Origin of the sequence: Kitasatospora sp. NPDC002551, from assembly GCF_040296005.1 — a bacterium.
GTDB lineage: Bacteria > Actinomycetota > Actinomycetes > Streptomycetales > Streptomycetaceae > Kitasatospora.
In genome coordinates this window covers 44,576-66,507 of the sequence record NZ_JBEOWI010000017.1, presented here as the reverse complement: position 1 = coordinate 66,507, position 21,932 = coordinate 44,576, and the positions used below count along the sequence as shown (strand labels likewise).

Below are 21,932 nucleotides of genomic sequence, written 5' to 3'. Positions count from 1 at the left end.
CCCCGCGGACGGCGCGGACGGCGACGGCGGCTCACACGCCGTCACGAACAACGCCAGTGCGGCCAATCCCGCGTACCCGATCGCCGCCGGCCGGAACACCCGTCGCGCGGCTGTTCCGGCTATCCCGCTACCCACGTTCCCGTACCGCCTTCGAACTCGATGAAGAAGGCATGAAGCTATGCCCCGGGATCTCCACACAGCAAGCGGTTCCGGAAAACGGTAGGCGCTTCGACCGATCTGGATGACGCGGGCCGCCGGGAAGGTTGTCAAGGTGGTCCGCTTCGAGGTGACGATCAGCTGGAAGCCCTGGTCTGCAAGTCCCGAGAGTGTGTCGAACACCGCGCGTTCCGTAGTGGGATGCAGGAGTACGAAGGGCTCCTCGATCAAGACGATCCGGTTCGGCGCACTGTCCGACTCGGCCAGGGAGCACAGATTCGCCTGCCAGTTCTCGAGCCCGAAGGCTCGGCTGTCAAGCACCCGGATGCCTCGGTGGCTGAGGTAGTCCCGGCTCGCCAAGCTCGGCTGACCGATGGGGCGAGCGGAGTGCAACGAGTTCATGACAGGCCCGCTGTTCCCCATACACGTTGCAAGCCCTCCAGGGCTGATCACGACGGCCTTCGGGGCGTTTTGGGCAGGGGCTACCTGCTGGTTACGAGCCCTCCAGGGCTGATCACGACGGAGGAGTACGCCAACCCTCGGGAGTTGCATCAGACGGGCGAGAAGTCGCAGGTCGGCAGCTCACGGGACGGGCGTGAGGCCCGCCGGTTCCACGAGTTCGCGAACGACTATCCGTGGCAGTGGACGCCGGCCCACATGGACGAGTGGTCGGTGTGCCTGACCGGCGAGAAGCACCTGGCACCGTCCACGATCCGCGGTTACCAAGACACCGTCCGCCTGTTCAGCGAGTTCGTCATCGACAGCCGGTACGGCTGGGTGCCCGCCTGCGAGGAAGCCTTCGGCGTCTTCCCCGTGGCGATCTGCCACGAGTGGAACACCATCCCGCACCTGCAGGAGTACGAAGGCAGCCCGGAAGCCCGGCCGTTCACGCGGGAAGAGCTGCAGCGTTTCCTGGACTACGCCGACGACCAGGTCGACCGCGCGGTGCGTGCGAAGCGTAAGGGCGCCCTGGCCGCCTACCGCGACGCCACCCTCTTCAAGCTCATCTACGGCTGGGGACTTCGGCGGACCGAGACGTCCAAGCTCGATGTCGTCGACTTCGGACGGAACCCGCAGGCTCCGCAGTTCGGCCGGTACGGCACCCTCAACGTCCGCTACGGCAAGGCGAAGAGGGGTCAGCAGCCCCGGCGCCGGAACGTGTTGTCTGTGATGGACTGGGCCGTCGATGCGGTCGCGGACTACGTCGAGAACGTCCGGCCGCGGTTCGGGTTCCCCGACCATCCGGCCCTGTGGATCACTGAGCGCGGTGGACGCCTCCAGCCCGGCTCCATCAACGACCGCTTCGAGGCATACCGCGACGCCCTGAAACTCCCAAAAGAGCTGGTTCCGCACTCGATGAGACATTTTGTCTCTGCTTAGTTCCCGTGTAGCGAATGAACCCAAGTTGGCTCCTGGTCTTGGTGTTTGGGCTTTGCGCTGGCTCGTGTGGTGTTCCTACAGTCAGGGCTCGTGATCCTGACCTTCTTCTCGTCCCACGGCTGGCAGTCCTGGGATGTTGGGCACCGGCCGTTGATCCCTGAGGGGATGCCCGTGCTCGTCGACGACGACCTGCGCTTCGAGGACGGCCCCGCCGCACCACGCCCGACGGTGGTGGTGAACCGGTGGCTGCGTGAGCTCCCGGCGAGCGGGGCCCCGGCACCGAGCTCGTGGGAGACCTACGCGCGGGCGGTCAAGGGGTGGACAGAGTTTCTCGCCGAACACGGCGTGGGGCTGTTCGACTCGCGTGAACGGTTGAAGGCGGGGTTGAGCCGGTACGCCGAGCACCGTGCGGCCGGTCCGGCCAAGGCCCGCTTCGCAGCTACCACGTGGGGCCAGCACATGAGCATCCTCTCCGTGTTCTACCGCTGGGCGATCGCCGAGGGGCATGCGGCAGCGGAGCCGTTCACCTATCGCGCCGCCAAGGCTCTGTTCGCCGGGACCGGGCGGGAGGTGAAGGTCAATCTGGCGGTGCGCCGCACCCCGAAGCCGCACGTGACGATCAAGTACCTGGAGCCGGACTTCACCGAGCTGTTCCGGTGCGGCCTGCGAGGTCTGGCCCCGGACGGCACCCAGGACACCGGCTTCCACGGACGGGAGCTGGCCCGCAACGCCGCGGTCGGGGACCTCGCACTGTCCACCGGGCTGCGGCTGCAGGAGTTCACCTACCTGCTGCCGTGGGAGATCCCGGTGCTGCCGCCGGAGCCGACCGCAGTGCCGATCCCGTTCCCGGTGCCCGCGGGCGTCACCAAGGGTCGCAAGTTCCGCACGACCTGGACCTCCTACCAGGCATTGGCCGGGCTGCACGACTACCTGGAGCTGGACCGCGCGGCCACTGCCGAGGGCTCCGGCTGGCGACCGCCGCGCCGGTGGGGCGAGCCGCTCATGGTCACAGATCCCGGTCCCCGAGGCGGACGGATCAACGGGGTGCGCCGCTCGTGGGACTCGCTGACCCCGGCCGAACGCCGACGCCTGGTCGCCCCCGAGGGCGGCTCGTGCCTGCTGGCGGTGAAGAACGGGGGCGGCCCGTTCACCGCCTGGGCCACCGTCTTCGAACGGACCTCGGACCGGATCCGAGCCCGCTTCGAGCCCCGGTTCCCGCACGTCTGGCCCCATCGATGTCGCCATACGTTCTCGATGAGGACCCTGGAATACCTGGTCACCGGGCATTACCGACAGGCCGCGAAGCTCGTGCGGGAGACCGAAGCCGACGCGGCGCTGGTCTTCTACCTCACCAAGGCGGACCCGCTGCTGGTCCTGCGCGACCTGTTGGGCCACTCCACTGTCCTGACGACGGAAAAGTACCTCCGGCGCCTGGACACGACCCGCATCTACCGGGAGGCATACGACGGCGCGGGGGCTGCGGCCGGGCTGACCAGCGACTTGGCTGCCGACCGCGAGGCCGCGGAGGAGTTCGGCGCCGACATTGAGGACGGGGAAGCCTGATGCCGACGATGCTCATCGACGATCCGCTCGGCATCACCTGCGTCTTCAGCGACGGCAGTCGCGCGAAGTTCTCGCTCGATGGTCTGCCGAACCCGGACCTGGCCCGGGACCTGGCCACTGGCCTGGTGGACCTGATCCACCCTCACGGCACCGCCGATTCCGCCGGCACCGTGAACCACTACGCCCAGGCCATTCGGCGCATGACGCGGACCTTGTCGGCGCGGGGCCTGGTCGGTGGTCTGCACCGAGTCAGACGCGGTCAGCTGGCCGAGTACCTGATGGGGTGCTCGGGCTCGCAGGAAGCCTGCGCCCGAGCGATGGTGACGGTGTTCGGGCAGGCCGCCGGCACGCTGGCCGACGGCGTGCTGGACCTGGCGGTCGGACGGAACTTCAATGTCCAGCCGAACCACCACACCCTGCCTCCCTACTCCGAGACTGAGTGGCGACGGCTGACCGAGGTCTGCGGTGAGCTGGTCGAGGAGTCCTACACTGCCCACCGGCAGAGCTTGGCCGCCGTTGCTCGTGCCCGGCATCCGGCCGAGGGCGGGTGGAAGCCGGAGAATGTGTGCTGGCTGCTGGCCGGGCTAGGGCCGGTGGGCATCGGCGAGTTCGGGCGGAGTCTCGGTGTCTCGGCCGCCGTGGTTCACAAACGTGGCGGCTTCCATGACGCGGTCCGCGCCATGTTCCCGGACCTCGGGGTGCTCATCGCCTACCGGCTGCTGTTCGGCATCTACTCGGGCATCGTGCCCGACGGCATCGACGACCTGGTCACCGATGACGTCGATTGGGCCGGGGACTCCACGATCCTGCTCTCCTACGTCAAGGGCCGCACCGCGGCGGAGAGCCTGAATCTTCCCCGTCGGGCGGTCCGGCTGCTGGAGCAGTGGCTGGCCCATTCCGCCCTGCTGCGGAGCTTCGTTCCACTGGACGAGCGCCGCGGGCTCTGGCTGGGTCTGAGCCGCGCTGGCGGAGACCGGCGAGTGCGTCAGATCGACCGCGTCGCCGTCCAGCGCTGGGTCCTTCGCCACGGGCTCACCGGCGACGACGAAGCCCCCTTGAAGATCCACCGGTCGCGGATCCGCACCACCCACGAGGCCATGCGGGACAAGAGCGCCTGGACCGGCAGCGGACGGGCGACCATCGACCCGAACCACACCCCCTCCGTCGAGGGCGACCACTACCTCACCGCAACCACCCCGGCCCAGCAGCACGCCGTCGAGGCGGTCATCGAGGACGCCCAGCACGACATGCTGCGACGCGCCCACCCGCCCACAGTGATCACTGAGGAGGAGGCCGCGGCCCTGGCCGCCGGATATCCGCAGCTGGTCGCGGCCATGGACCTGGACGACGCGGCGATCGCCGAGCTGATCGGCGGGCAGCGGGACGTGTTCACCGCCGCCTGCGGCGACCAGCTCTCCGGGCTGCACGGGCCGAAGGGCAAGCCCTGCCCGGCCAGGCCGTGGGTCTGCCTGCTCTGCCCGCTCGCGGTGTTCGCGCCGCGGCATGCGGTCAACCTGCTACGGCTGAAAGCGTTCTTCTCCCGGCAGTGGCAGCAGATGCCCGCCGCCCACTTCATGGCCGTCTTCGGCCCCTACGCCGCCCGGATCCAGCAGGTCCTGGACCGCTTCGACCCCGCCGTCCTGGCTGCGGCAGCCCAGCGTGTCGACGACCAGGACTGCGAACTTCCCCTGCGACCCGAGGAGATGACCGCGTGACCAGCGCCCTCGCCACACCAGCCTTCGACGGCCGGTCCGCGGTCTTCGCCCGAGCCGACGTCTGCCACGAAGCCGGGCTCACCCTGCCTCAAGGGACCCCTCGGATTCTGTTCGAAGACGATGTCTGGGACTTCACCGATGTCGTCGGCCTGCCCGTTCAGCTCGCGCTCTGCACCCGTCGATTCGACTTCGCCGACATCACCGACTCGCGGTGGCGGCTGGTCGCGAAGGAACTGGTGCTGGCCATGCTCGCCCCGCGGCACCCGGCCGTCGCCGAGTTGCCCCGGGCTCATCGCACCACCTTGCACCTGCGCAGTTGCGCGGGCCGGTTGGACGAGTTCACCCGGTTCTTCCGGTGGCTGACTGAGCGCGGGACGTCGAGCCTCCAGCAGCTCGACACCCGCCTCTGCGACGCCTACCTGGCGCACCGGCGCTACGTGCTCGACGAACACGGTGCCGTCGTCGGCGAGCAGGGCCCGGCAACTCGGCGCTCGGCCGCGCAGGTCGTGGTGGATCTGGTCAACTACCGGGAGCTGTTCACCGCTGATCGCGTTCCCGTGGACCTGCGGCCCTGGGGTGGGGCCACCGCCTCCGCGATCGCCGAGATGCCCAATGGTCGGACGGAGAACAAGACCCAGCCCGTCGACGACGCGGTCCTGCAGCCGATGCTGGCCGCTGCCCTGTTCCTCACCTCGTCGCTCGGGCCCCACGCCATTGAACTCGCCCAGCAGATCCGACAGGCCGACCGCCTCTCGTCGAGGAAGACGTCAGGGTTCCGCAGCAGCAACCGCGCTCCCGTCGGCGAGTTCGCCAGCTTGCTGGGCGAGTACGAGCAAGCGAGCACACCGCTTCCGAAGCTGGCTCAGCACTACGTCGCCAGCCGGCTCGCCGACGGCTGGTCCGCCGAGGATCCGCTGCTGTCGGTGGCCACGGGCGTGCTGGCCCGTCAGGCCGGCGAGAGTCAGTTCAGGGCCCAGTGGATGCCCGCACTGCGCGGCCGTCTGGAAGAGGCGGTTGCCGCAGTTGGCGTCATGGAGGTCTTCGGCCGCGGCGCCGACCAGATCACCACGGCGGACACCTGTTCCCTGCTGCCCTGGACGCTGCCTCTGCACCGGGCTCAGGCCGTCGCCCTGGTCGGCATCGTCCGGACCGCCGCGATGATCGTGCTGGCCACCGCATCAGGAATGCGGGCGAGCGAGCTGATGGAACTGCGGATCGGCTGCCGCCGTCCCCCGGAGGAGCCCGTCCCCGGGTTCACCCGCTACCGCCTCGCCAGCAAGGTGATCAAAGGCCAGCCGCTGGGCGGCACCGACGACGAGTGGGTCGTCATCGAGCCCGTCTATCGCGCCGTCGAACTCGCCGAAGACTTGCACGAGGACCAGCGGGACGGAGCCCTGCTCTTCGGCCGGTTCGCCTTCACCGTCCGCTACACGTGGTTCCGGAACTGGGTTAACTCACCGGCGGGGCAACGTCTCGGACTCGCTCCCATCCCGCAGGGCCAGGTGAATCTGAGGATGCTCCGCAGGTCGTTGGCCCTGGAGATGGCCTACCGTCCGGGCGGTGTTCTGGCTGCCAAGATCCACCTGAAGCATATCGCCGTGGCCACGACGGAAGGGTATGCCTCGCGTCCCGGCGGGGCTCAGGCCGAGCTGCTGGCCGAGGTCAACCGGCACGAGAGCGACCGGAATCTCGACCTGGTCCTGACGGAGTTCCGCAACTACCAGCAGGGCGTCCTGCCCGCCGGTCCCGGCGCCCGCAGCCTCACCGAGTTCTTCGCCAGCATCGACGCACAGCTCGACACCTCGACGTCGGCGGCGCCGAAGACCCAGCGCAATGACCGCGACGTGCTGAACCTGCTGACCAAGCGCGCGAACGTGCTCCACCTGGGTCCGGCGAACTACTGCTGGTTCACCGACCCGTCCCGGGCGCTCTGCCTCAAGCTCGCCGGCACCCCCACCGCCGACCGTCCACTGGTCGGTATGTGTGACTCCGCTCGCTGCCCGCAGGCCACCCACCACCCCTACCATCGGCCCGTCTGGGCCGAGCACGCCGAACGGACGAAGACGTTCCTCGGCGACCTGGGCAAGACGCGCAAGACCGAGCACGCCCGCCTGCGAAACGACTACGAGCGGGCCCTTCGGGTCGTCGCTGAGATCGACGCAGCCGCCACCGACCAGCCCGACGAGGACTGCGCATGAGGATCACCGCAGCACAACGGACCGAGAACGAGAACCGCGTCCGGGCGGCCATGGACCGGCTCCTGCGCGGAGAGATCCCGCCCGGCGGCAAGTGCGACATCAAGACCCTCGCCCGAGAGGCCGCCGTCGACCGCACCGCCTTTTACGGCACCCGCCCCTATGCCCACCTCCGCGAGGAGTTCGAACACCGCCTGCCGTCCCTCCAAGCCGCCGGCGACAGCCCCGACCCGAGGGACGCCCAGATCGAGCGGCTCAAAACAGAGATCACCAAGCTCAAGGCCCGGCTCGCCCGAGCGGACAGCGACATCGAAGAGCTCGCCGACTTCCGCACCCAGGCCATCGCCCGGCTCGCCGCCCAGCACGAGGAGATCGTCCACCTGCGCGGGGCTGCTGCCATGGCGAACCGCGTGACCCGGATCCCCGCAGTCCGAGGGAACACGATCGGATCGTGCAGCTGACATGGCTGCCCCGTCCTCGTCCCGCGCTGTTCCGGGATCACAGTCCCCACAGTCCCTTGCCCAGCGTGGTGAGTCCGCCGGCCAGCGCAAGCGCCAGCACTATCAGTCGGGCCCGACCCTCCGGCACCCGTTCCGCAAGTGCCCTCCCGATGACGGCGCCTGCCGCAATCCCGACTGCAGCCAGCAGCCAGGCAGGGGCAGTGAGCTGCGGCATGCCCTTGGCAGCAAGGGAGAATGCGTTCACCAAGACCCCGTAGAACTGTGCGTTGGGCACGAACTCCCGCACGGTCCAGCCCGCGTTCATCGCATACAACGACACCGCTGGGCCGCCCACCCCGGCCGAGGAGTTCATGAACCCGCTTGCGGCACCGGCAGCGAGCGCGCCTTTGGCACCACGCAGAGCAGGCGCCCGAGTGCCACACATCACCAGCAGTACGGCCGCGCTGACCAGCACCCCGATGCCGACCAGCAGCACCGGCGCGGGCAGCCGGGCAGCCACCCAGGCCCCGGCTGGGACGGTGCACGCAGCCGCCACGACCAAGGGCAGCATCGCGGTCAGGCGGACCTGCCGCCAGCTGCCAGCGAGGCCGACCGCGCTGATGGCACCAGCCGCGCAGTTCGAGAGCAGCACGCCCTCGCCCGGGCCGAGAAGCAGCACCAGGGCAGGCGCCGCGACGAGCGCGAAGCCGATCCCGGCCAGCCGCTGCACGGATGCGCCCAACAAGACGACGCCGCCCAGCAAGAGGTCGGCGGCCACGTCGCTCGTCACAGACGACTCCTCGCGGTGCTCTTCATCGGTGATCTTGCCCAGCCTCCACTGCGGAGCAGACACGTTCAACGGCATTTCTCCGCCGCGATACTGGTGGGCTCCAGCTGCTGCCCGACCACGAACCAAGACAGTGATCTACCTCACATGGCATCGCTGGAAAGGCAACACAGGGCGTCACGGCCGTCGCGAGTGCGGTTGCAGAAAGCGGCCACTCAATGACCACACGAACTCACGCGCACACGGCCTCTGCGGAGACAAGGCATTCGTACGTCACCCATCTGACCGAGGACGGAGGGGACCGGCGCTTCATCCAGCAACAGGTCGGCCACGAGTGCGACAGCTCCACGGCGATCTACACCCACGTCAGCGACGACTTCATGAACACTGCCCTGCACAAGGCACTGCCCCCGGCGTTCGCCGGAGTCTGACGGGAAGGACCTGACGATGACCGCCAAGCTCGACTACCGCTGGCACCTGCGCAAGGTGATGGCGGACCGCGGGATGTTCTCCACCACCGACCTCATCCCACCGCTCGCCGAACGGGGCATCACCTTGTCGACGAGCCAGGTCTACCGGCTCGCCGTTGAGCGTCCCGAGCGCCTCAGCCTGAAGATCCTCATGGCCCTGCTCGACATCCTCGACTGCAGGATGGACGACCTCATCGAGCCGACCGCCGCGGCCGGCACGGTGAAGAAGCCGAAGAAGGCCGCTGCCGCGGGTGCCGCGCCCCCGGCAGCGGACGGACTCGGTGACCTGCGGCCCAAGCGGGCCCGGATCAGGGGTGTCGACCTGCCATGACCACCACCGACCAGTCGGCCCGCGCGGTCACGGACCCCGTCGGCCTGATCACGGACCTGATCACCCGCGTCGAGAAGAACCTCGACCCCGCGGCCGTCCGGGCCGTGGTCCTCGGCGTCGTTGGCGGCCGCGCGAAGTCGCGCCGGCTCGCCGAAGCCCTGGAGGCCCAGCCCGAGGTCCTGACCGACGGCCGCTCTCCAGCACTCCGGGCCATCGGCGACCTGCTGATCGCCCTCCGCAAGGCCGGAGCCGTGACGACCTCGCCGCCGGTCTGCCGCGACTGCGGCAAGCACCTGCGGACCTTCCAGCGCTGGCGCACGACCCGCGCGAGCTTCGACGGCCAGGAACACCGCATCGACTACCAGCGCCGCCGAACGGTGCTTGAGGACTGGAGCATCCCGCCGGCCCACTGGGCCCACCTCACCGATGGCCTGCCCACCCTCGACGCGGCTCCCGAACTGCGGATCTGCGCGTCGGTTCTGGTGTGGACTCAGGCCACCGAGGGCGACTACCTGTTCAGCCCACTGGTGCGGGACCGTGGCTGGGGCGGGCGACTGCCGGGAGGCCCGGACCTTGTTCGCGACCTGCCCCGCCTCGCGGGCGCCCGCCGCGGCGCCAAGGCACGCCTCCTTCCCCGCCTGGCCGCCTACACGCAGCAGACAGCCGCCTGGTGCGACGGCGGTGCACGGACCGGCGAACAACGGACGACCCCATGACCTCCCGGCCGATGGCCCGCAGCCTGGCACCGCTACCGGAGGAGTCCGTGGCCGGCCACCTGCTGCGGTGTCCTTCCGCCTCCACCGGTCCCCGGTCCGCCTCGCGGAACTGACGGGGCTCGGCCCGCAGAAGACCGAGCCACCTCAAGCAGTCGGGAAATGACCCAATCGCCGGTATTTCGGTTGGAGGGGATTGACCGTGAGATTAGCGATGGCGCGTCTGGAAAGAACTCTCCCGAAGGTGCACGGGATGCGACGACGACAACGCTGAGGACGACATCTCATGGGCATAGCAGGGCGTCTCCACGGACGAGGAGACTCCGCCGTCGCCACCGCTCTGTACGGGCCGGACCTCTTCCGGCCCGACGAGCTGACCGCGAGCCGCCTCGCCGCCGACATGCGACGCATTCCCGACCTCAGGAAGACCTGGAACCCGACGATGGGAACCCGGCTGTTCGACAGCCGCAATCCGGTCGGCACCTACGACTCCCACATGAAAGGCATCCCCTTCCAGGAGAACCTGGCCAAGACCCGGGCCCTGAAGGACTTTCCCGACCTTCCCCTCGCCACGGACGCCCCACGCCGCCACGGCTTCGCTGCCCGCGGCACGGCACTGCTGCGGGCCATGACCGAAGCGATCCCGGTACCCGACACCCCTTTCTGGCACGCAGTGGCCGAACAGACCTACGGGTACGCCTGGTGCCTCATCGACAACAACCGTCTGTGCCGAGAGTGTGTACACGGATCCTGCTCCGTCAGCCTGTTCGACTCCTTCGCCGACTACTACCACTTCGCCGAACAGATGCCCGAGACCCTCGACATCTGCGCACAACGCGTCGTGGAGTACATCGACCACGTCCACCGCGACCACGCGGTCGACGGCCAGGAACGCAAGATCATGGACGCCTGGCTGGCGTCGACCCAAGCCATCTACGCCGACGTCCTCCACCCCAAGGCCAAGCGGCTTCGTCTCCCCGACGACGAGCTCCGCACCATCCGGTACCGCGTGATCAACGCCGCGATCCGGGCGTTGACCCTCCAAGCCCGCCACGAGCAGGGCCCACTCATCGGGGACGACAACACCATCGACGCGGTCGCGCTGGCCGCTGCGGTGACGCACGACGCCTGTGACCGCCGCCACGACAACACCGCCAACGAGTACTACAACACCCTCACCTTCATCGCCGCCCACACCGGCATGGAAAGCGTCGACATCGTCCGCCGGTTCTGTACCGATGTCTGGGCGTGGGCCATCGACCAAGGCGCCGACTGGGCCCTGCACATCGCGGGCCGGCTGCTGGTCTGGCAGGTCTACATGGCCCGCTACCAGGCCGACGTCCTCCTCGACCACCTGACCGCCCCCGCCCGCCGAAAGAAAGCCAAGGTCGACCCCTACGGCGACCCCGTACTCAACACCCTCAACCCTCTGCCGCCCAGCCCCACCCCCGACGACTACGACCTGCGCTCGCGCTGCCAGGACAAAGCCCGCTACGACCACCTGCTCCACGCCTGCCTGGCCCACTTCCAGAACTGCCCCGGATGCCGCGGCTACGACACCGCCACCTGGCAGCAGCGGGTCCCCCTCATCGAGGCGGCCTACCGCACCAAGTACACCGACTGCCGCTGCCTGAACACCCTCAGCACCTACTCGATCCTCGCCTCGCTCGACCACCTCTGGTGGGCAGCGGATCCCTCATCCCGCTACACCGGCCCGACCGGCGAATGGTCCCCCTTGCTCTGCTGATCCCCTCTTGCCCGATATGGCCGAACCACCGGTGTTGGGTGCCCTTGAGTGCCGTCCTGGCGTGCTTGCACGACGTCTGCCAGGGGCACGTAGCGGGCCGGAGACCATGTCGTCCGACATTGCTGGAGCTCGAATGATGGATCGATCGAGGGTGCTTGACGCCCCCGGTGCCCTTCCCTTGTTGGGGCACGCGTGGGAGCTGTGGCGCCGGCCGCTGGCGTTCCTGTCCTCCCTGGCGGGAACGTGTGACGTGGCCGCACTGCGGCTGGGACCCCGGCCGGCGCATCTCCTGGTCAGTCCCGAGGCGGTGTGGGAAGTCCTGGTGACCCGCAATCAGGACTTCAACAAGGGCGCCCTGTTCGAAAAAGGCAAGGCGGTCACCGGGAACAGCATCGTCGCCTCGGAAGGGGACTTCCACAAACGTCAACGGAACCTATTGCGGCCAGCGTTCTCGGCTTCGCGGTTCGGCGCCTACACCGAACTCATCCGCGACGTCGCGCAGGACATGTCGGCGCGCTGGCACAGCGGCCGCACCATCGCAGTCGACCAGGAGATGTTCAGGATCAGCGCCGCGGCGGTGATGGTGTGCCTGTTCTCGGCGCCGGGGCTGGCGGAGGAGGCCGCCGCGGTGGCGATGCGCTCCATGCCGACGGTGGCCACCGGTGTCGCCATGCGGGCCCTGTCCCCCTCGCAGCTGCCGTTCCGGCTCCCGCTGCCTGCCAACCGGCGCTACGAGCGGTCGCTGCACGACATGCACGCGGTGATCGACCGGATCATCGCCGACTACCGTGCCACCGCGGTCCGCCACGGCGACCTGCTGTCCATGCTGCTGGACGCCCAGGACGAGGAGAGCGGCGAGCGGATGACGGACGCCCAGATCCACGACGAGTGCGCCGGGCTGCTCGCGGTCGGGTCCGAGACCACCGCCCGTACGCTGGCCTGGATGTTCCACATCCTGGGATCCCGTCCGCACATCGCGGCGAAGGTACGGGCCGAACTCGACGACGTCCTCGGCGACGGCCCGGTGACGTACGAGGCCATCACCCGCCTCGACTACTTGCCCCGTCTGGTCGACGAGGTGCTGCGGTTCCACTCGCCGGCGTTCCTGTTCACCCGCTCCCCGCACACCGACCTCGACCTGGGCGGGCACCGTGTCCCGGCGGGGACGCTGATGCTGTGGAGCCCCTACGTCCTGCACCACGACCCGGCGTTCTTCCCCGCGCCCGAGCGGTTCGACCCGGACCGGTGGATCGAGCCCACCGCCGAAGCGAAGCGCGCCTTCCTGCCCTTCGGCGCCGGCCCGCACCGCTGCATCGGCTCCGCGTTCGCCGTCAACGAGATCATCACGATCCTCGCCACCGTGACCCGCCGCTGGCACCTGACCCCGGCCGCCACCGGGCCGGTGCGCTCCACGGCACTGGCCATCCACTTCCCCACCCGCCTGCCCATGGTCCCGGTCCCCGTCACCGCCGCGAGCTAGCCACGCCCCCGCCTCTCGCCCGGTCGGCTCGCCGCGAGATGGCGGGCCGACCGGCCTCCAGGTACGCCGGACAGGTCTGCGGCCACGGGGCCGGCAGTGCCTCCGCTCCTTCGAGCTGTTGCCGTGCCGCCTGAACACCGTGGGCCGGATCTCCGGCTGGGCCGGACGGCCGCCAGAACCCCACCGAAGGCTGCGGGGCGACGGCGACACGGTGTCCTCGGCGTTGATCACCGGCGAGAACCACCGGGCCCGTGAACCGGCTCGGTCCTCGCGCCCCGGGCCCGAAGGCCGAGGCCCGGGGCGCGCCGTGCGTACCAGGGACGGGGGTGTCAGGGGTTCGGGTGGGTACCGTGCTCGGGGTGTGTGGTGTTCTCGATCGGAAGGCCGTCGATGCGCGGGACGTCCGCCCAGATGTGGACGTCCCTGATGTCGGTGGTGGCGGTGGCTGCTCCCCCGGTCAGGGTGAAGGTGAAGGTCTCGCCCGGTTCGATCGCCTTGCGGGCCGACCAGGGCGCGGCGCTCAGTTCGACGAGCAGTCCGCGGTCGTGGGGTTTCGCGGAGACCACCTCGGGTGTGATCGGGTGGCCGGTGGCGTTCACCGGGCCGCCGAGTTGTGGGGGCAGGACGAGGGACAGGCGCCAGTTTGCCGGGATGGTCCTGCCTCGGGAGGGGTTGGAGACGGTGACGGCGGCCTCGAAGTAGCCCACGTCGCGGCGCCGCGTGCGAAGGGCCAGGCTCGGCCGGGTCCCGTCGTGTCGGCGCCGGGGGGCGACCTTGACGAAGACCCACCTCATCCGGAGGTCTTCCGGGTCGAACACGGCGGCGTCCACGAGCGTGTCCACGTTCGTCGTCAGGAATCCCTGTGCTCCTCGGCTGACGACGTACGTGCCGTCGTCCTGGCGCGTCCACGCGAACGACGTGCCTGGCACGTCCAGGGTCACGGCGACCGCGGGAGGCTTCACGCGCAGGTACGCCCCGGAGGTGGTGTTCCTCAGGCGTCCGGCGTCGTCGGGCGACCAGAGGGCCCCTGTGGCGTCGAAGTCGCGGGTCAGGCCGATCTGCGAGCCCTGCGCGAGGCTCTTCGGCACGAGGTAGCGGCCGTCGTGCACGGACTGGAGCAGGTACTGTCCGCCCGCCGCGGGTTTCTCCGAGGGCCTGTGGTGTGTTGGCAGCGGGCGGAACCCGAACGCCATCCATTCGATGCCGGCGATGACGGGGCGCCCCCAGTCGTTGAACTTGCCGCCCTGGATGTCGGAGAGGACGTAGTCGGTGCGGTAGAAGTCGATCCCGTCGCGGCTCAGGGTGCCCGTGTTGCCGACCCATCCCGGGGGCGCCTTGGTGGTGTCGTTCTCGCCGCCGACGCCGAACGCGAGCTTGAGCACCCCGTGTTCGGCGCCGTCCCACTCGATGCCCCACACGTGGGTGACGGGGCGGGCGCCGGTCTCGATCGGGCTCGGGGCGCCGGTGTCGGTCTTGCCGACCGACACGACCGGACCGACGGGCTTGCCGTTCCAGGGCTGCCAGCGGGCGCCCGCGACGCGCGAGCCGTCCTTGACGCTGCTGCGGTACACGGTGAGGTCGCGGACCTGCGTGTACGGCAGGGGACGTGCGCGCACGGCGGCGGGCATATCCTCCATGATCCTGCCGAGCGGGCCGTCGTAGACGACCCAGTCCAGGTCGACATCGTGACCCTCGGGGTACTGGAGGGCGTCGAAGTAGGGCCAGGAGCTGTGCTGGGCCCAGCCGTTGAAGACCATCTCGCGTTCGTAGCGCAGGCGGTCCTCGTCGGCGCTGTAGGCGTTGAAGCCCTTGTCGTAGGTGCGTTTGGCACGGTTGGGGTAGGAGTCGGGGTCCTGGGTCCCGACGATTTTGGTGAGCTTCCCGCTGAACGTGTCCACGGTCGAGGGTTCGAAGCCCCAGGCGCGGCCGTGCAGGGTCATGTCACGGAGCAGGACCAGGTGGAGGTTGACGACCTGGATGAACAGCGGCAGGACCAGGACCGGGTTCAGCTGCGTGCCGGTGGGGTTGAAGCGTGGTGCCGCCGCGGCGATGACCGTCTCGGTGGCGATCCATTTCGCCCGGATGGCGGGAAGGTCCTCGCCGAGACGGGCGAGGTCGCTGTAGTCCTCGGCGGCGGTCCGCAGGCCGTTCAGGTCCGCCTGCAGTTGTTCGTAGTACGCCTGGTTGAGCTTCTCGCCGATCAGTTTCTCGACCTTCTCGCGCAGCTGGCTCCACACGTCCGGGCCGGGGAACAGGTGCTGCAGGATCAGCCCCATCGCCGCGCCCGCCACCGTCCCGATGCCGGGAACCAGCTTCAGCAGCGCCGGCAAGGCGACCTTGACAGCGTCGATCGCGGTCTGCGAGATGTCCTTGCCCTCGCGTGCCCACTGACCGAGCGCCCCGGCCGTGGTGTCGGCGCCGGCCCGCTCGCCGGTTCCTCGCTCCTGGCTCATTGCCCCTCCCCGCCCCGCGGTTCGCGGTGCACCGGCCGGCACGCCACGCGAAGCCCAGACAATCAGTCGGTTACGACCTGTTGAAGGCGCTAACCGGACATCGCGCACCGCCTGTCGCGGACACCGCACGGGACCGCAGTAGCGAGCCGGGGCCGGTGTGCCGTTCGAAGCGCGCGATGGTCCCGGCCGAGTCCACGTCGCTCACCCCTCGCGCAGGGAACGACCCACAGCACGGCACCCATTGGGGGCGAAGGCCGAAAGTCGCGCAGGACGCCGGAGCTTCCCCGGTCCTGGCCGGCCCGGACCGGACGACGCCGAGCGCGCGGCCCTGGGCCGTGGACGGACGCGGCTCGCCGGGGCCGTCGCTGCGATCGACGGGGGCCCGCATAGGCCGAACGGGTGATACCGGCCGGTACTGCGAGCCCGAACGGTGCGGCTCACTAGGCTCCCGTGATGTTCATACGACCAAGGGGAGGGCTCGCATGGCGAAGACGGGACCCGGGGACGGCGTGGTGGGGATCATCACCACCGTCGCGGGCTGCTTGGAGTTCACGGACGGCAAGGGCGACGGCGGGCCCGCGACACAAGCGGATCTCACCTTCCCGTCGGCGGTGGCGGTGGACACCCACGGCAACCTCTACATCGCCGACACCGGCCGCAGCCGGATACGGAAGGTGTCGGCGGGCGACGGGATCATCACCACCATCGCGGGAAACAGGCATGCCGGGAGCGGTGGTGATGGTCCCGCCACCCGCCCGCCGCTGTATGAGCCGCAAGGGGTGGCGGTCGACGCGCACGGCAACCTCTACATCTCCGACACCGAGCACCACCGGGTGCGCAAGGTGTCGGCAAGTGACGGGACCATCACGACGGTGGCGGGTACCGGTGAGCGCGGCTTCGGTGGTGACGGCGGCCCCGCCACCCGTGCCCGGCTCCAGGCGCCGGAGGCGCTGTGCGTGGACGCGCAAGGCAACCTCTTCATCGCGAGCGACTCCCGGGTGCGCAGGGTGTCGGCCGTCGACCAGACCATCACCACCGTCGTGGGCACCGGCAGGGCCGAGGGCGGCGGCGATGGAGGCCCCGCTCGGCTCACGGCCATCTACACCCCGAACGGTCTGGCGGTGGATGCCGAGGGCAACCTCTACCTGGCCGACGGGATGCTCGAAGCGGTGCGCAGGGTGTCGGCGAGCGACCAGACCATCACCACCATTGCGGGAAGAGGGTTTCGCCTGTACAGCGGTGACGGCGGCCCCGCACGCGAGGCCTACTTCGACCGTCCTGAAGGGGTGGCGCTGGACTCCCGGGGCAACCTCTACATCGCAGACTCACACAACTACCGGGTGCGCATGGTGTCGGCCGGCGACGGGACCATCACCACCGTCGCGGGAGACGGCAAGCAGGGCACCGGAGGGGACGGCGGCCCCGCCATCAAAGCGCGGCTGGCGCTTCCGAACGCGGTGGCCGTGGACGCGCAGGACAACCTCTACATCCTTGACAGCGGCACCGTGCGGAAGGTGACGTTCACCGCTCCGAAGCCGGCACCCGCACCGGCACCCACAGTGCCGAAGACCCGCGCGAACCTCTCCGGGCAGGCGTCCTGCGACAACCAGAGGACCACGCCGGCCGCGGCCTTCAAGAAGCGCCTCACGGTAACCGCCAGGAGCACCGACGACGGCTCGCTGCTCGCGGGAATTCCCGTGCTGTTCACCGTCTCCGGCGGCACCGGCTCCCACTTCCCCGACGGTGCCGCGACCGCGGAAGCGGTCACCGACGCCCAGGGCACGGCGAAGGCCCCCCAGCTCACCGCGGGCCCCACCCCCGGCACGGTGACCATCAGCGTAGAGGCCCACCGTAACCCCGGCAGCAACCCGGCCCGCTACCGGGCCCAGGTCACCCCGGCCTGACCGAGACGCGCCCCTGGTGGGCCCGGACCGCCCCGGACCCACCAGGGCTGCCAGCAGCCCCGTTCGCCGGTGCATCAGCAGGGGCTGCCCTGCCCTGGAAACCACCGGCCACCACCATGTTCTCCCCAGGACAACCGCCAGCGTGCCAGGGAATATCGCACGATCGGAATGACGCTCCCCGCCAGTCGACGAGCACGAGCGCCGTGTCGTTGCGCTCACCGGAGGTGCTGGCCCACACGACCCTGGCCCCCGCAGTGCCGGTGCCGGCCCCTTCGCGGCCGTCACTCGAAACGAGCCGCACCCATCTGAATGACCAGGGGCGTTGTCGGTGGGTCGGCCAGCGGTGACAGATGTCGGCGCTATATGTCAGCTAAAGGCATCAACAACAGGAGCCCGAGGGCGAGGGCATTCAGGGAGTTCCAATACCCGACTCCACCATTACACCCGGACCGGCGCTCGATCGAGCTGGCCGGCGAGGCGCTGAGCGCGCACCTGAGCGGGCCCCGTGAGGCCCCTGGTCCCGAAGTGGTCCCGCCGGACTCCCCCGGCCGCCGCCTGCGGCTCGTGCGCTGACCCATCCTCGGAAACGGCAAAAACCCCGCTGGCCTGGACCTTCGTCCAGTCAGCGGGGCTCCGACATCACTGTCGGGACGACAGGATTTGAACCTGCGACCCCTTGACCCCCAGTCAAGTGCGCTACCAAGCTGCGCCACGTCCCGTGGTCTCGTGGCCCTGGGCTGAGCCTGGGGGGCTCGGCCTTCGGGTTTCTCGACCTTGTCGGCCGGTTGTCCCGGCGACGAGGAAAACAATACAGCACGTCGGGGGGTGCTCGCTGCAGGGTTGGGGGTGCGGGGGTCAGGGGGTGGGGTGGCGGGCGTCGTAGCGGAGGAAGGCGGGGCGGCGGGCGGCGAGGAGGAGGGTGGCGGCGACGCAGGCGAGGCCGCCGCTGACGACGGAGACGGCCGGGCTGGTGAGGGAGGCGACGGCGCCGGACTCGAAGTCGCCGAGGCGGGGGCCGCCGGCGACGATCACGATGAAGACGCCCTGGAGGCGGCCGCGCATCTCGTCCGGGGCGGCGACCTGCATCATCGTGTTGCGGAAGATCATGCTGATGGTGTCGGCGCAGCCGGCGGCGGCGAGCAGGAGGAGGCCGAGCCAGAGGTCGCGGACCAGGCCGAAGGCGGCGATGGCGAGGCCCCAGGCGATCACGGCGGCCATGACGGCGGCGCCCTGGCGGTGGACGCGGCCGATCCAGCCGGAGAAGAGGGCGCCGGCCAGGGCGCCGACGGCGGGGGCGGCGGCGAGCAGGCCGACGGTGCGGGCGTCGCCGCCGTAGAAGGTGACGGCGAGGGCCGGGAAGAGGGCGCGCGGCATGCCGAAGATCATCGCGGCCAGGTCGGCGAGGAAGCTGGTGCGGAGGTTGGGCTGGTCGCGCAGGAAGCGGAGGCCGTCGAGGACGGAGGCCCGCCCCTTGCGGTCGCCGAGCGGGAGCATGGCGGGCAGGCGCCACATCGCGTAGAGGGTGGCGCCGAAGGCGACGGTGTCGACGACGTAGGCGGCCTGGACGCCGTAGGCGCCGATGAGGACGCCGCCGAGCATGGGGCCGACGGTGAGGCCGAGGTTCATGCTGACGGTGTTCAGCGCGTTGGCGGCGGGGAGCTGGTGGGCGGGGACGAGGCGCGGGATCATCGCCGAGCGGGCGGGCGAGGCAAGCGCGAAGAAGCCGGCCTGGAGGGCGACGGCCGCGTAGAGGACCGCGACCAGGCCGAGGCCGGCGAGCGCCTGGGCGGCCAGGACGGCGGAGACGGCGGCGAGGCCGGCCGCGCCTATCAGGCCGAGGCGGCGGCGGTCGGCGCTGTCGGCGATGGCGCCGCCGTAGAGGCCGAAGGCGACCAGCGGGACGAGGGAGAAGAGGCCGACCAGGCCGGTGGCGAAGGTGGAGCCGGTCAGGTCGTAGACCTGGACGGAGACGGCGACGGCCGTCATCTGCTGGCCGATCGAGGAGACGGACTGCCCGAACCAGACCCGCCGGTAGTCGGCGTGGTCGCGCAGCGGGCTCAGGTCGGCGAAGGCACCGCGGGCGAACCGTCGGTACCAGGCCGGCGGCGAAACGGCCGGGGAGGAGGACGAAGAGGAGACGGGCGAGGAAACGGGAGCGGAGACGGAGGAGACGGCAGAGGCGGCGACGGCGTCGGACGGAGCGGGCGGCGTGTCCCCGTCGGCCTCGGAATTGGCAGGATGATTGGTCGACACAGTGGACCATCGTGGCCCCGCCCGCCCGGCCCGCTGACACCGGGGTGGGATGCGCGGCCCGGCGTCAGCGCGGTCCGACGTTCTCCAGGATCCGGTCCAGCAGTGTCGCGAGCTGCGCGACCTCCCGGTCGCTGAGGCCCTTGAGCATCTCCTGCTGGCTGTTGACCGCGACCGAGGCGATCCGGTTGTACATCTCCTCGCCGTCGGGCGCGATCTCCACGGTCGCCGCCCGGCGGTCGACGCCGGTGCGCTTGCGGACGACCAGACCGCGCCGCTCCATCGACTCCAGGTGACGGGAGAGCGTCGGGCCCTCGATGCTCAGGTACTGGGCGAGTGCGCGCTGGATCATCGGGCCCTCCAGCTTCAGGGCGGCGAGCACCGTCCACGCCGCGAAGGTCGCGCCCGCCTCGGCGAGGCGCTCCTCGAAGAACGCCCGACAGGACTTCGCGGTCAGGTGCAGCTTCGGCGCGACGCTGCTGCGCAGCCACGTCGGGCCGGCGTCCGCCTCGGCAGGGACCCGTTCTGCGCTCTGCCGGCCGGGCATCCGAGCCTCCCATTCGTCACGAAATCCTCTGTGCAGCGTAGCGCCGACCGGCGCCTTGACCAGCCCCGGGCAGCTGTGGGGCCGGACGCCGATCGGAACAGCCGTGAGTGGCACCGACGTGGGGACAAGAGGCGGGCCCGCACCGTGTGACCACGGTGCGGGCCCCTCCCCCGCGCGCCGGAACGGGTGCCCAGGCGGCGGAGGTTCGCGGCGGCGGACGATCAGAGCGGGACGACCCGGAACACCGGGATGTCCCGCGCGGCCCGCTCGAAGCTCTCCGGGCGCTTGTCCGGCACCACGCCGTTCTTGACGAAGATGCCGGCGCCCATCGGGACCTGGGTCGGGAAGTGCCGGGCGATCGGCCCGCGTTCGTGCGGCGGCACCTCCACCAGCCTGACCCGCTGCGTCTTGCGCCCGCGGACCAGCACCCCCTCGCCGGCCGCCCGGACGTTCTTCACCCAGTCCGACCCGGGAAACGCCTGCAGGATGTACACCGCGCCGCCGACCTTCAGCGGGGCGACCGGATTGGTGTACTCCCGGCCGGACTTGCGGCCCTTCACCTTCAACAGTTGCAACGGGCCGACCGGCAGGCCGATCCCGTGGAAGACCTCCATCATCTTGTTGCCGAACCTCTGGAACCCGGTCACCCGGACACGGGCGGTGGTACTGGCAGTGGCATTGGGCATGGCTGGCGCCCCCCGGAGAACTTTTCGAAGAACATAGATAGCGTGCTATTGATTAGCGTGGCACGCTCCCCCGGGGCTGTCAACGAAGGCGGCGCGTCGCACAGTTGGCCGGGCCCGGGGATCCGGGCCCGGCCAACGAGCGACCAACGGGCGACCAAGAGCGGCCGACCAGCAGCCGCCACCGGCCGGTGGCCGACCGGCGACCGGCGACCGGCCAGCGACCAGCGACCAGCGACCAGCTGACGACCGCTACCGGGTGAGGACCTGCTTCTCCCCCGCCTCCACCGCGAAGTCCAGCCGGTTGCCCGGCGGCGGGAACGGGCAGATGAAGTGGTCCGCGAAGGCGCACGGCGGCAGGTAGGCGCGGTTCAGGTCCAGCACCGTGCGGCCGTCCTCGTCCGGCGCGGGCAGGGTGATGAAGCGGAACCGGTAGGTGTCCCGGCCGCTGGTGGCGTCGGCGATCACGCCGCTCAGGCCGTTGGCCGAGCGGCTGACGGTCAGGGTGCGGTGCTCGCCGGCCACGGTGAACGCGATCTGCCCGGTGACGGCCAGCGGCCGCTCCTTGCCGTCGGCGTTCGGGACGACCACCGCCTGCGCCTGCTCGCCCTCGAACGGGGTGAAGACCGCGGAGACCGCCCACTCCGGCGCGTAGGGGTAGGCGGAGATCCCGGCGAACGAGGCCCGCCGGGGCGCCGCCGGGTCGAAGACCCGCAGCGCCAGCTCGCCCTCGCGCTCGATCGGCACCAGCAGCAGCTCACCCAGCGAGGCGGTGTCCGCCGCCGGGTCGGTGTCCGGACGCAGCAGCGCCTCACCGTCGACGGGGGCGTCCGCACCCGCCACGGCGAGGCCGTCGGCCGCCGCCGCCCGGACCCGGACGCCCTCGGCGTCGGCCCACCAGACCCCGGGCAGCCCCGGAATCTCCGCGGGCTCGGGCTCCAGCCAGTACGTGCCGGTGAGCGCCAGCTGACCGTGCGGGGTGCTGACCGTCGCAGCCCGCCGATCGCTCCAGTGCTTCCATTCCTCCGCGGCCGTCGCCGTCATCGGCTCGCCCTCCCACTGTGCTCCAGGGCCCGCCGGGCGGGCCGTCCGTTCTCCGTCACCCGGTCGAACGCCCG

The 21,932-nt window shown here is 70.3% G+C and carries 17 protein-coding genes and 1 tRNA gene; 11 read left to right on the top strand and 7 right to left on the bottom strand.

What is annotated here, in order from left to right; translation table 11 throughout:
• The first annotated feature begins 702 nt into the window (after nucleotides 1-702).
• The 5 genes from ABT093_RS17130 to ABT093_RS17110 all read left to right on the top strand — a co-directional run bounded on the left by ABT093_RS17130 (nucleotide 703) and on the right by ABT093_RS17110 (nucleotide 7,470).
• Nucleotides 703-1,536 carry a tyrosine-type recombinase/integrase gene (locus ABT093_RS17130; protein WP_350564954.1) on the top strand — a complete coding sequence of 278 codons (834 nt, stop codon included), beginning with the start codon at nucleotides 703-705 and terminating at the stop codon, nucleotides 1,534-1,536.
• 165 nt (nucleotides 1,537-1,701) lie between these two features.
• Nucleotides 1,702-3,099, top strand: a complete 1,398-nt coding sequence (locus tag ABT093_RS17125; protein WP_502884244.1) for a site-specific integrase — start codon at nucleotides 1,702-1,704, stop codon at nucleotides 3,097-3,099.
• Nucleotides 3,099-4,814, top strand: coding sequence for a hypothetical protein (locus tag ABT093_RS17120; protein ID WP_350564950.1), 1,716 nt, complete (start codon nucleotides 3,099-3,101; stop codon nucleotides 4,812-4,814). The genes ABT093_RS17125 and ABT093_RS17120 overlap by 1 nt, the downstream gene beginning before the upstream one ends.
• Nucleotides 4,811-7,012, top strand: a complete 2,202-nt coding sequence (locus ABT093_RS17115; protein ID WP_350564948.1) for a site-specific integrase — start codon at nucleotides 4,811-4,813, stop codon at nucleotides 7,010-7,012. The genes ABT093_RS17120 and ABT093_RS17115 overlap by 4 nt, the downstream gene beginning before the upstream one ends.
• The gene (locus ABT093_RS17110; protein ID WP_350564947.1) at nucleotides 7,009-7,470 is read left to right on the top strand and encodes a hypothetical protein; all 462 of its coding nucleotides are present in this window, start codon (nucleotides 7,009-7,011) and stop codon (nucleotides 7,468-7,470) included. Before ABT093_RS17115 ends, ABT093_RS17110 begins: the two co-directional genes overlap by 4 nt.
• A gap of 37 nt (nucleotides 7,471-7,507) precedes the next feature.
• Here the strand turns inward: ABT093_RS17110 and ABT093_RS17105 are convergent, their stop codons facing one another.
• Complete coding sequence (locus ABT093_RS17105) at nucleotides 7,508-8,209, bottom strand: TSUP family transporter (protein WP_350565067.1); 702 nt, start codon at nucleotides 8,207-8,209, stop codon at nucleotides 7,508-7,510.
• Between the two features lie 179 nt (nucleotides 8,210-8,388).
• Here ABT093_RS17105 and ABT093_RS17100 point away from each other — a divergent pair, with 179 nt between their 5' ends.
• The 5 genes from ABT093_RS17100 (at nucleotide 8,389) to ABT093_RS17080 (ending at nucleotide 12,977) form a co-directional block, all read left to right on the top strand.
• Entirely contained in the window at nucleotides 8,389-8,667 is a 279-nt protein-coding gene (locus tag ABT093_RS17100) for a tyrosine-type recombinase/integrase (RefSeq protein ID WP_350565065.1), read from the top strand.
• A gap of 16 nt (nucleotides 8,668-8,683) precedes the next feature.
• Nucleotides 8,684-9,037, top strand: coding sequence for a helix-turn-helix domain-containing protein (locus ABT093_RS17095; protein ID WP_350564945.1), 354 nt, complete (start codon nucleotides 8,684-8,686; stop codon nucleotides 9,035-9,037).
• A complete protein-coding gene (locus ABT093_RS17090) occupies nucleotides 9,034-9,753 on the top strand; it encodes a hypothetical protein (protein WP_350564943.1) in 720 nt (239 codons plus the stop codon). The genes ABT093_RS17095 and ABT093_RS17090 overlap by 4 nt, the downstream gene beginning before the upstream one ends.
• 283 nt (nucleotides 9,754-10,036) lie before the next feature.
• The gene (locus ABT093_RS17085; protein WP_350564941.1) at nucleotides 10,037-11,497 is read left to right on the top strand and encodes a hypothetical protein; all 1,461 of its coding nucleotides are present in this window, start codon (nucleotides 10,037-10,039) and stop codon (nucleotides 11,495-11,497) included.
• 16 nt (nucleotides 11,498-11,513) lie between these two features.
• Entirely contained in the window at nucleotides 11,514-12,977 is a 1,464-nt protein-coding gene (locus tag ABT093_RS17080) for a cytochrome P450 (RefSeq protein WP_350564939.1), read from the top strand.
• Between the two features lie 329 nt (nucleotides 12,978-13,306).
• Here the strand turns inward: ABT093_RS17080 and ABT093_RS17075 are convergent, their stop codons facing one another.
• Nucleotides 13,307-15,430 (bottom strand): insecticidal delta-endotoxin domain-containing protein, encoded by a 2,124-nt coding sequence (locus ABT093_RS17075; RefSeq protein WP_350564937.1) that lies wholly within the window; start codon nucleotides 15,428-15,430, stop codon nucleotides 13,307-13,309.
• Between the two features lie 512 nt (nucleotides 15,431-15,942).
• On the opposite strand from ABT093_RS17075, the gene ABT093_RS17070 reads away from it, so the two are divergent.
• Nucleotides 15,943-17,334, top strand: a complete 1,392-nt coding sequence (locus ABT093_RS17070) for an NHL domain-containing protein (RefSeq protein ID WP_350564935.1) — start codon at nucleotides 15,943-15,945, stop codon at nucleotides 17,332-17,334.
• A 645-nt stretch (nucleotides 17,335-17,979) separates the two neighbouring features.
• On the opposite strand, the gene ABT093_RS17065 is transcribed toward ABT093_RS17070, so the two are convergent.
• The 5 genes from ABT093_RS17065 to ABT093_RS17045 all read right to left on the bottom strand — a co-directional run bounded on the left by ABT093_RS17065 (nucleotide 17,980) and on the right by ABT093_RS17045 (nucleotide 21,858).
• Nucleotides 17,980-18,053: transfer RNA gene (locus ABT093_RS17065), tRNA-Pro, on the bottom strand.
• A gap of 136 nt (nucleotides 18,054-18,189) precedes the next feature.
• Nucleotides 18,190-19,587, bottom strand: a complete 1,398-nt coding sequence (locus tag ABT093_RS17060; protein WP_350564933.1) for an MFS transporter — start codon at nucleotides 19,585-19,587, stop codon at nucleotides 18,190-18,192.
• Between the two features lie 64 nt (nucleotides 19,588-19,651).
• On the bottom strand, nucleotides 19,652-20,131 hold the full coding sequence (locus ABT093_RS17055) for a MarR family winged helix-turn-helix transcriptional regulator (protein WP_350564931.1): 480 nt from the start codon (nucleotides 20,129-20,131) through the stop codon (nucleotides 19,652-19,654).
• A gap of 221 nt (nucleotides 20,132-20,352) precedes the next feature.
• Nucleotides 20,353-20,817 (bottom strand): nitroreductase/quinone reductase family protein, encoded by a 465-nt coding sequence (locus ABT093_RS17050; protein WP_350564929.1) that lies wholly within the window; start codon nucleotides 20,815-20,817, stop codon nucleotides 20,353-20,355.
• Nucleotides 20,818-21,066: 249 nt separating this feature from the next.
• Entirely contained in the window at nucleotides 21,067-21,858 is a 792-nt protein-coding gene (locus ABT093_RS17045) for a DUF1684 domain-containing protein (protein ID WP_350564927.1), read from the bottom strand.
• Between the last annotated feature and the right edge of the window lie 74 nt (nucleotides 21,859-21,932).

What these genes read in the sequence shown, in the direction of transcription:
- ABT093_RS17125 (WP_502884244.1), top strand. Translation starts at nt 1,702, where the DNA reads ATGCCCGTGCTCGTCGACGACGACCTGCGCTTCGAGGACGGCCCCGCC.
- ABT093_RS17120 (WP_350564950.1), top strand. Translation starts at nt 3,099, where the DNA reads ATGCCGACGATGCTCATCGACGATCCGCTCGGCATCACCTGCGTCTTC.
- ABT093_RS17095 (WP_350564945.1), top strand. Translation starts at nt 8,684, where the DNA reads ATGACCGCCAAGCTCGACTACCGCTGGCACCTGCGCAAGGTGATGGCG.
- ABT093_RS17075 (WP_350564937.1), bottom strand. Translation starts at nt 15,430, where the DNA reads ATGAGCCAGGAGCGAGGAACCGGCGAGCGGGCCGGCGCCGACACCACG.
- ABT093_RS17055 (WP_350564931.1), bottom strand. Translation starts at nt 20,131, where the DNA reads ATGCCCGGCCGGCAGAGCGCAGAACGGGTCCCTGCCGAGGCGGACGCC.
- ABT093_RS17090 (WP_350564943.1), top strand. Translation starts at nt 9,034, where the DNA reads ATGACCACCACCGACCAGTCGGCCCGCGCGGTCACGGACCCCGTCGGC.
- ABT093_RS17050 (WP_350564929.1), bottom strand. Translation starts at nt 20,817, where the DNA reads ATGCCCAATGCCACTGCCAGTACCACCGCCCGTGTCCGGGTGACCGGG.
- ABT093_RS17085 (WP_350564941.1), top strand. Translation starts at nt 10,037, where the DNA reads ATGGGCATAGCAGGGCGTCTCCACGGACGAGGAGACTCCGCCGTCGCC.
- ABT093_RS17110 (WP_350564947.1), top strand. Translation starts at nt 7,009, where the DNA reads ATGAGGATCACCGCAGCACAACGGACCGAGAACGAGAACCGCGTCCGG.
- ABT093_RS17080 (WP_350564939.1), top strand. Translation starts at nt 11,514, where the DNA reads ATGGCCGAACCACCGGTGTTGGGTGCCCTTGAGTGCCGTCCTGGCGTG.
- ABT093_RS17045 (WP_350564927.1), bottom strand. Translation starts at nt 21,858, where the DNA reads ATGACGGCGACGGCCGCGGAGGAATGGAAGCACTGGAGCGATCGGCGG.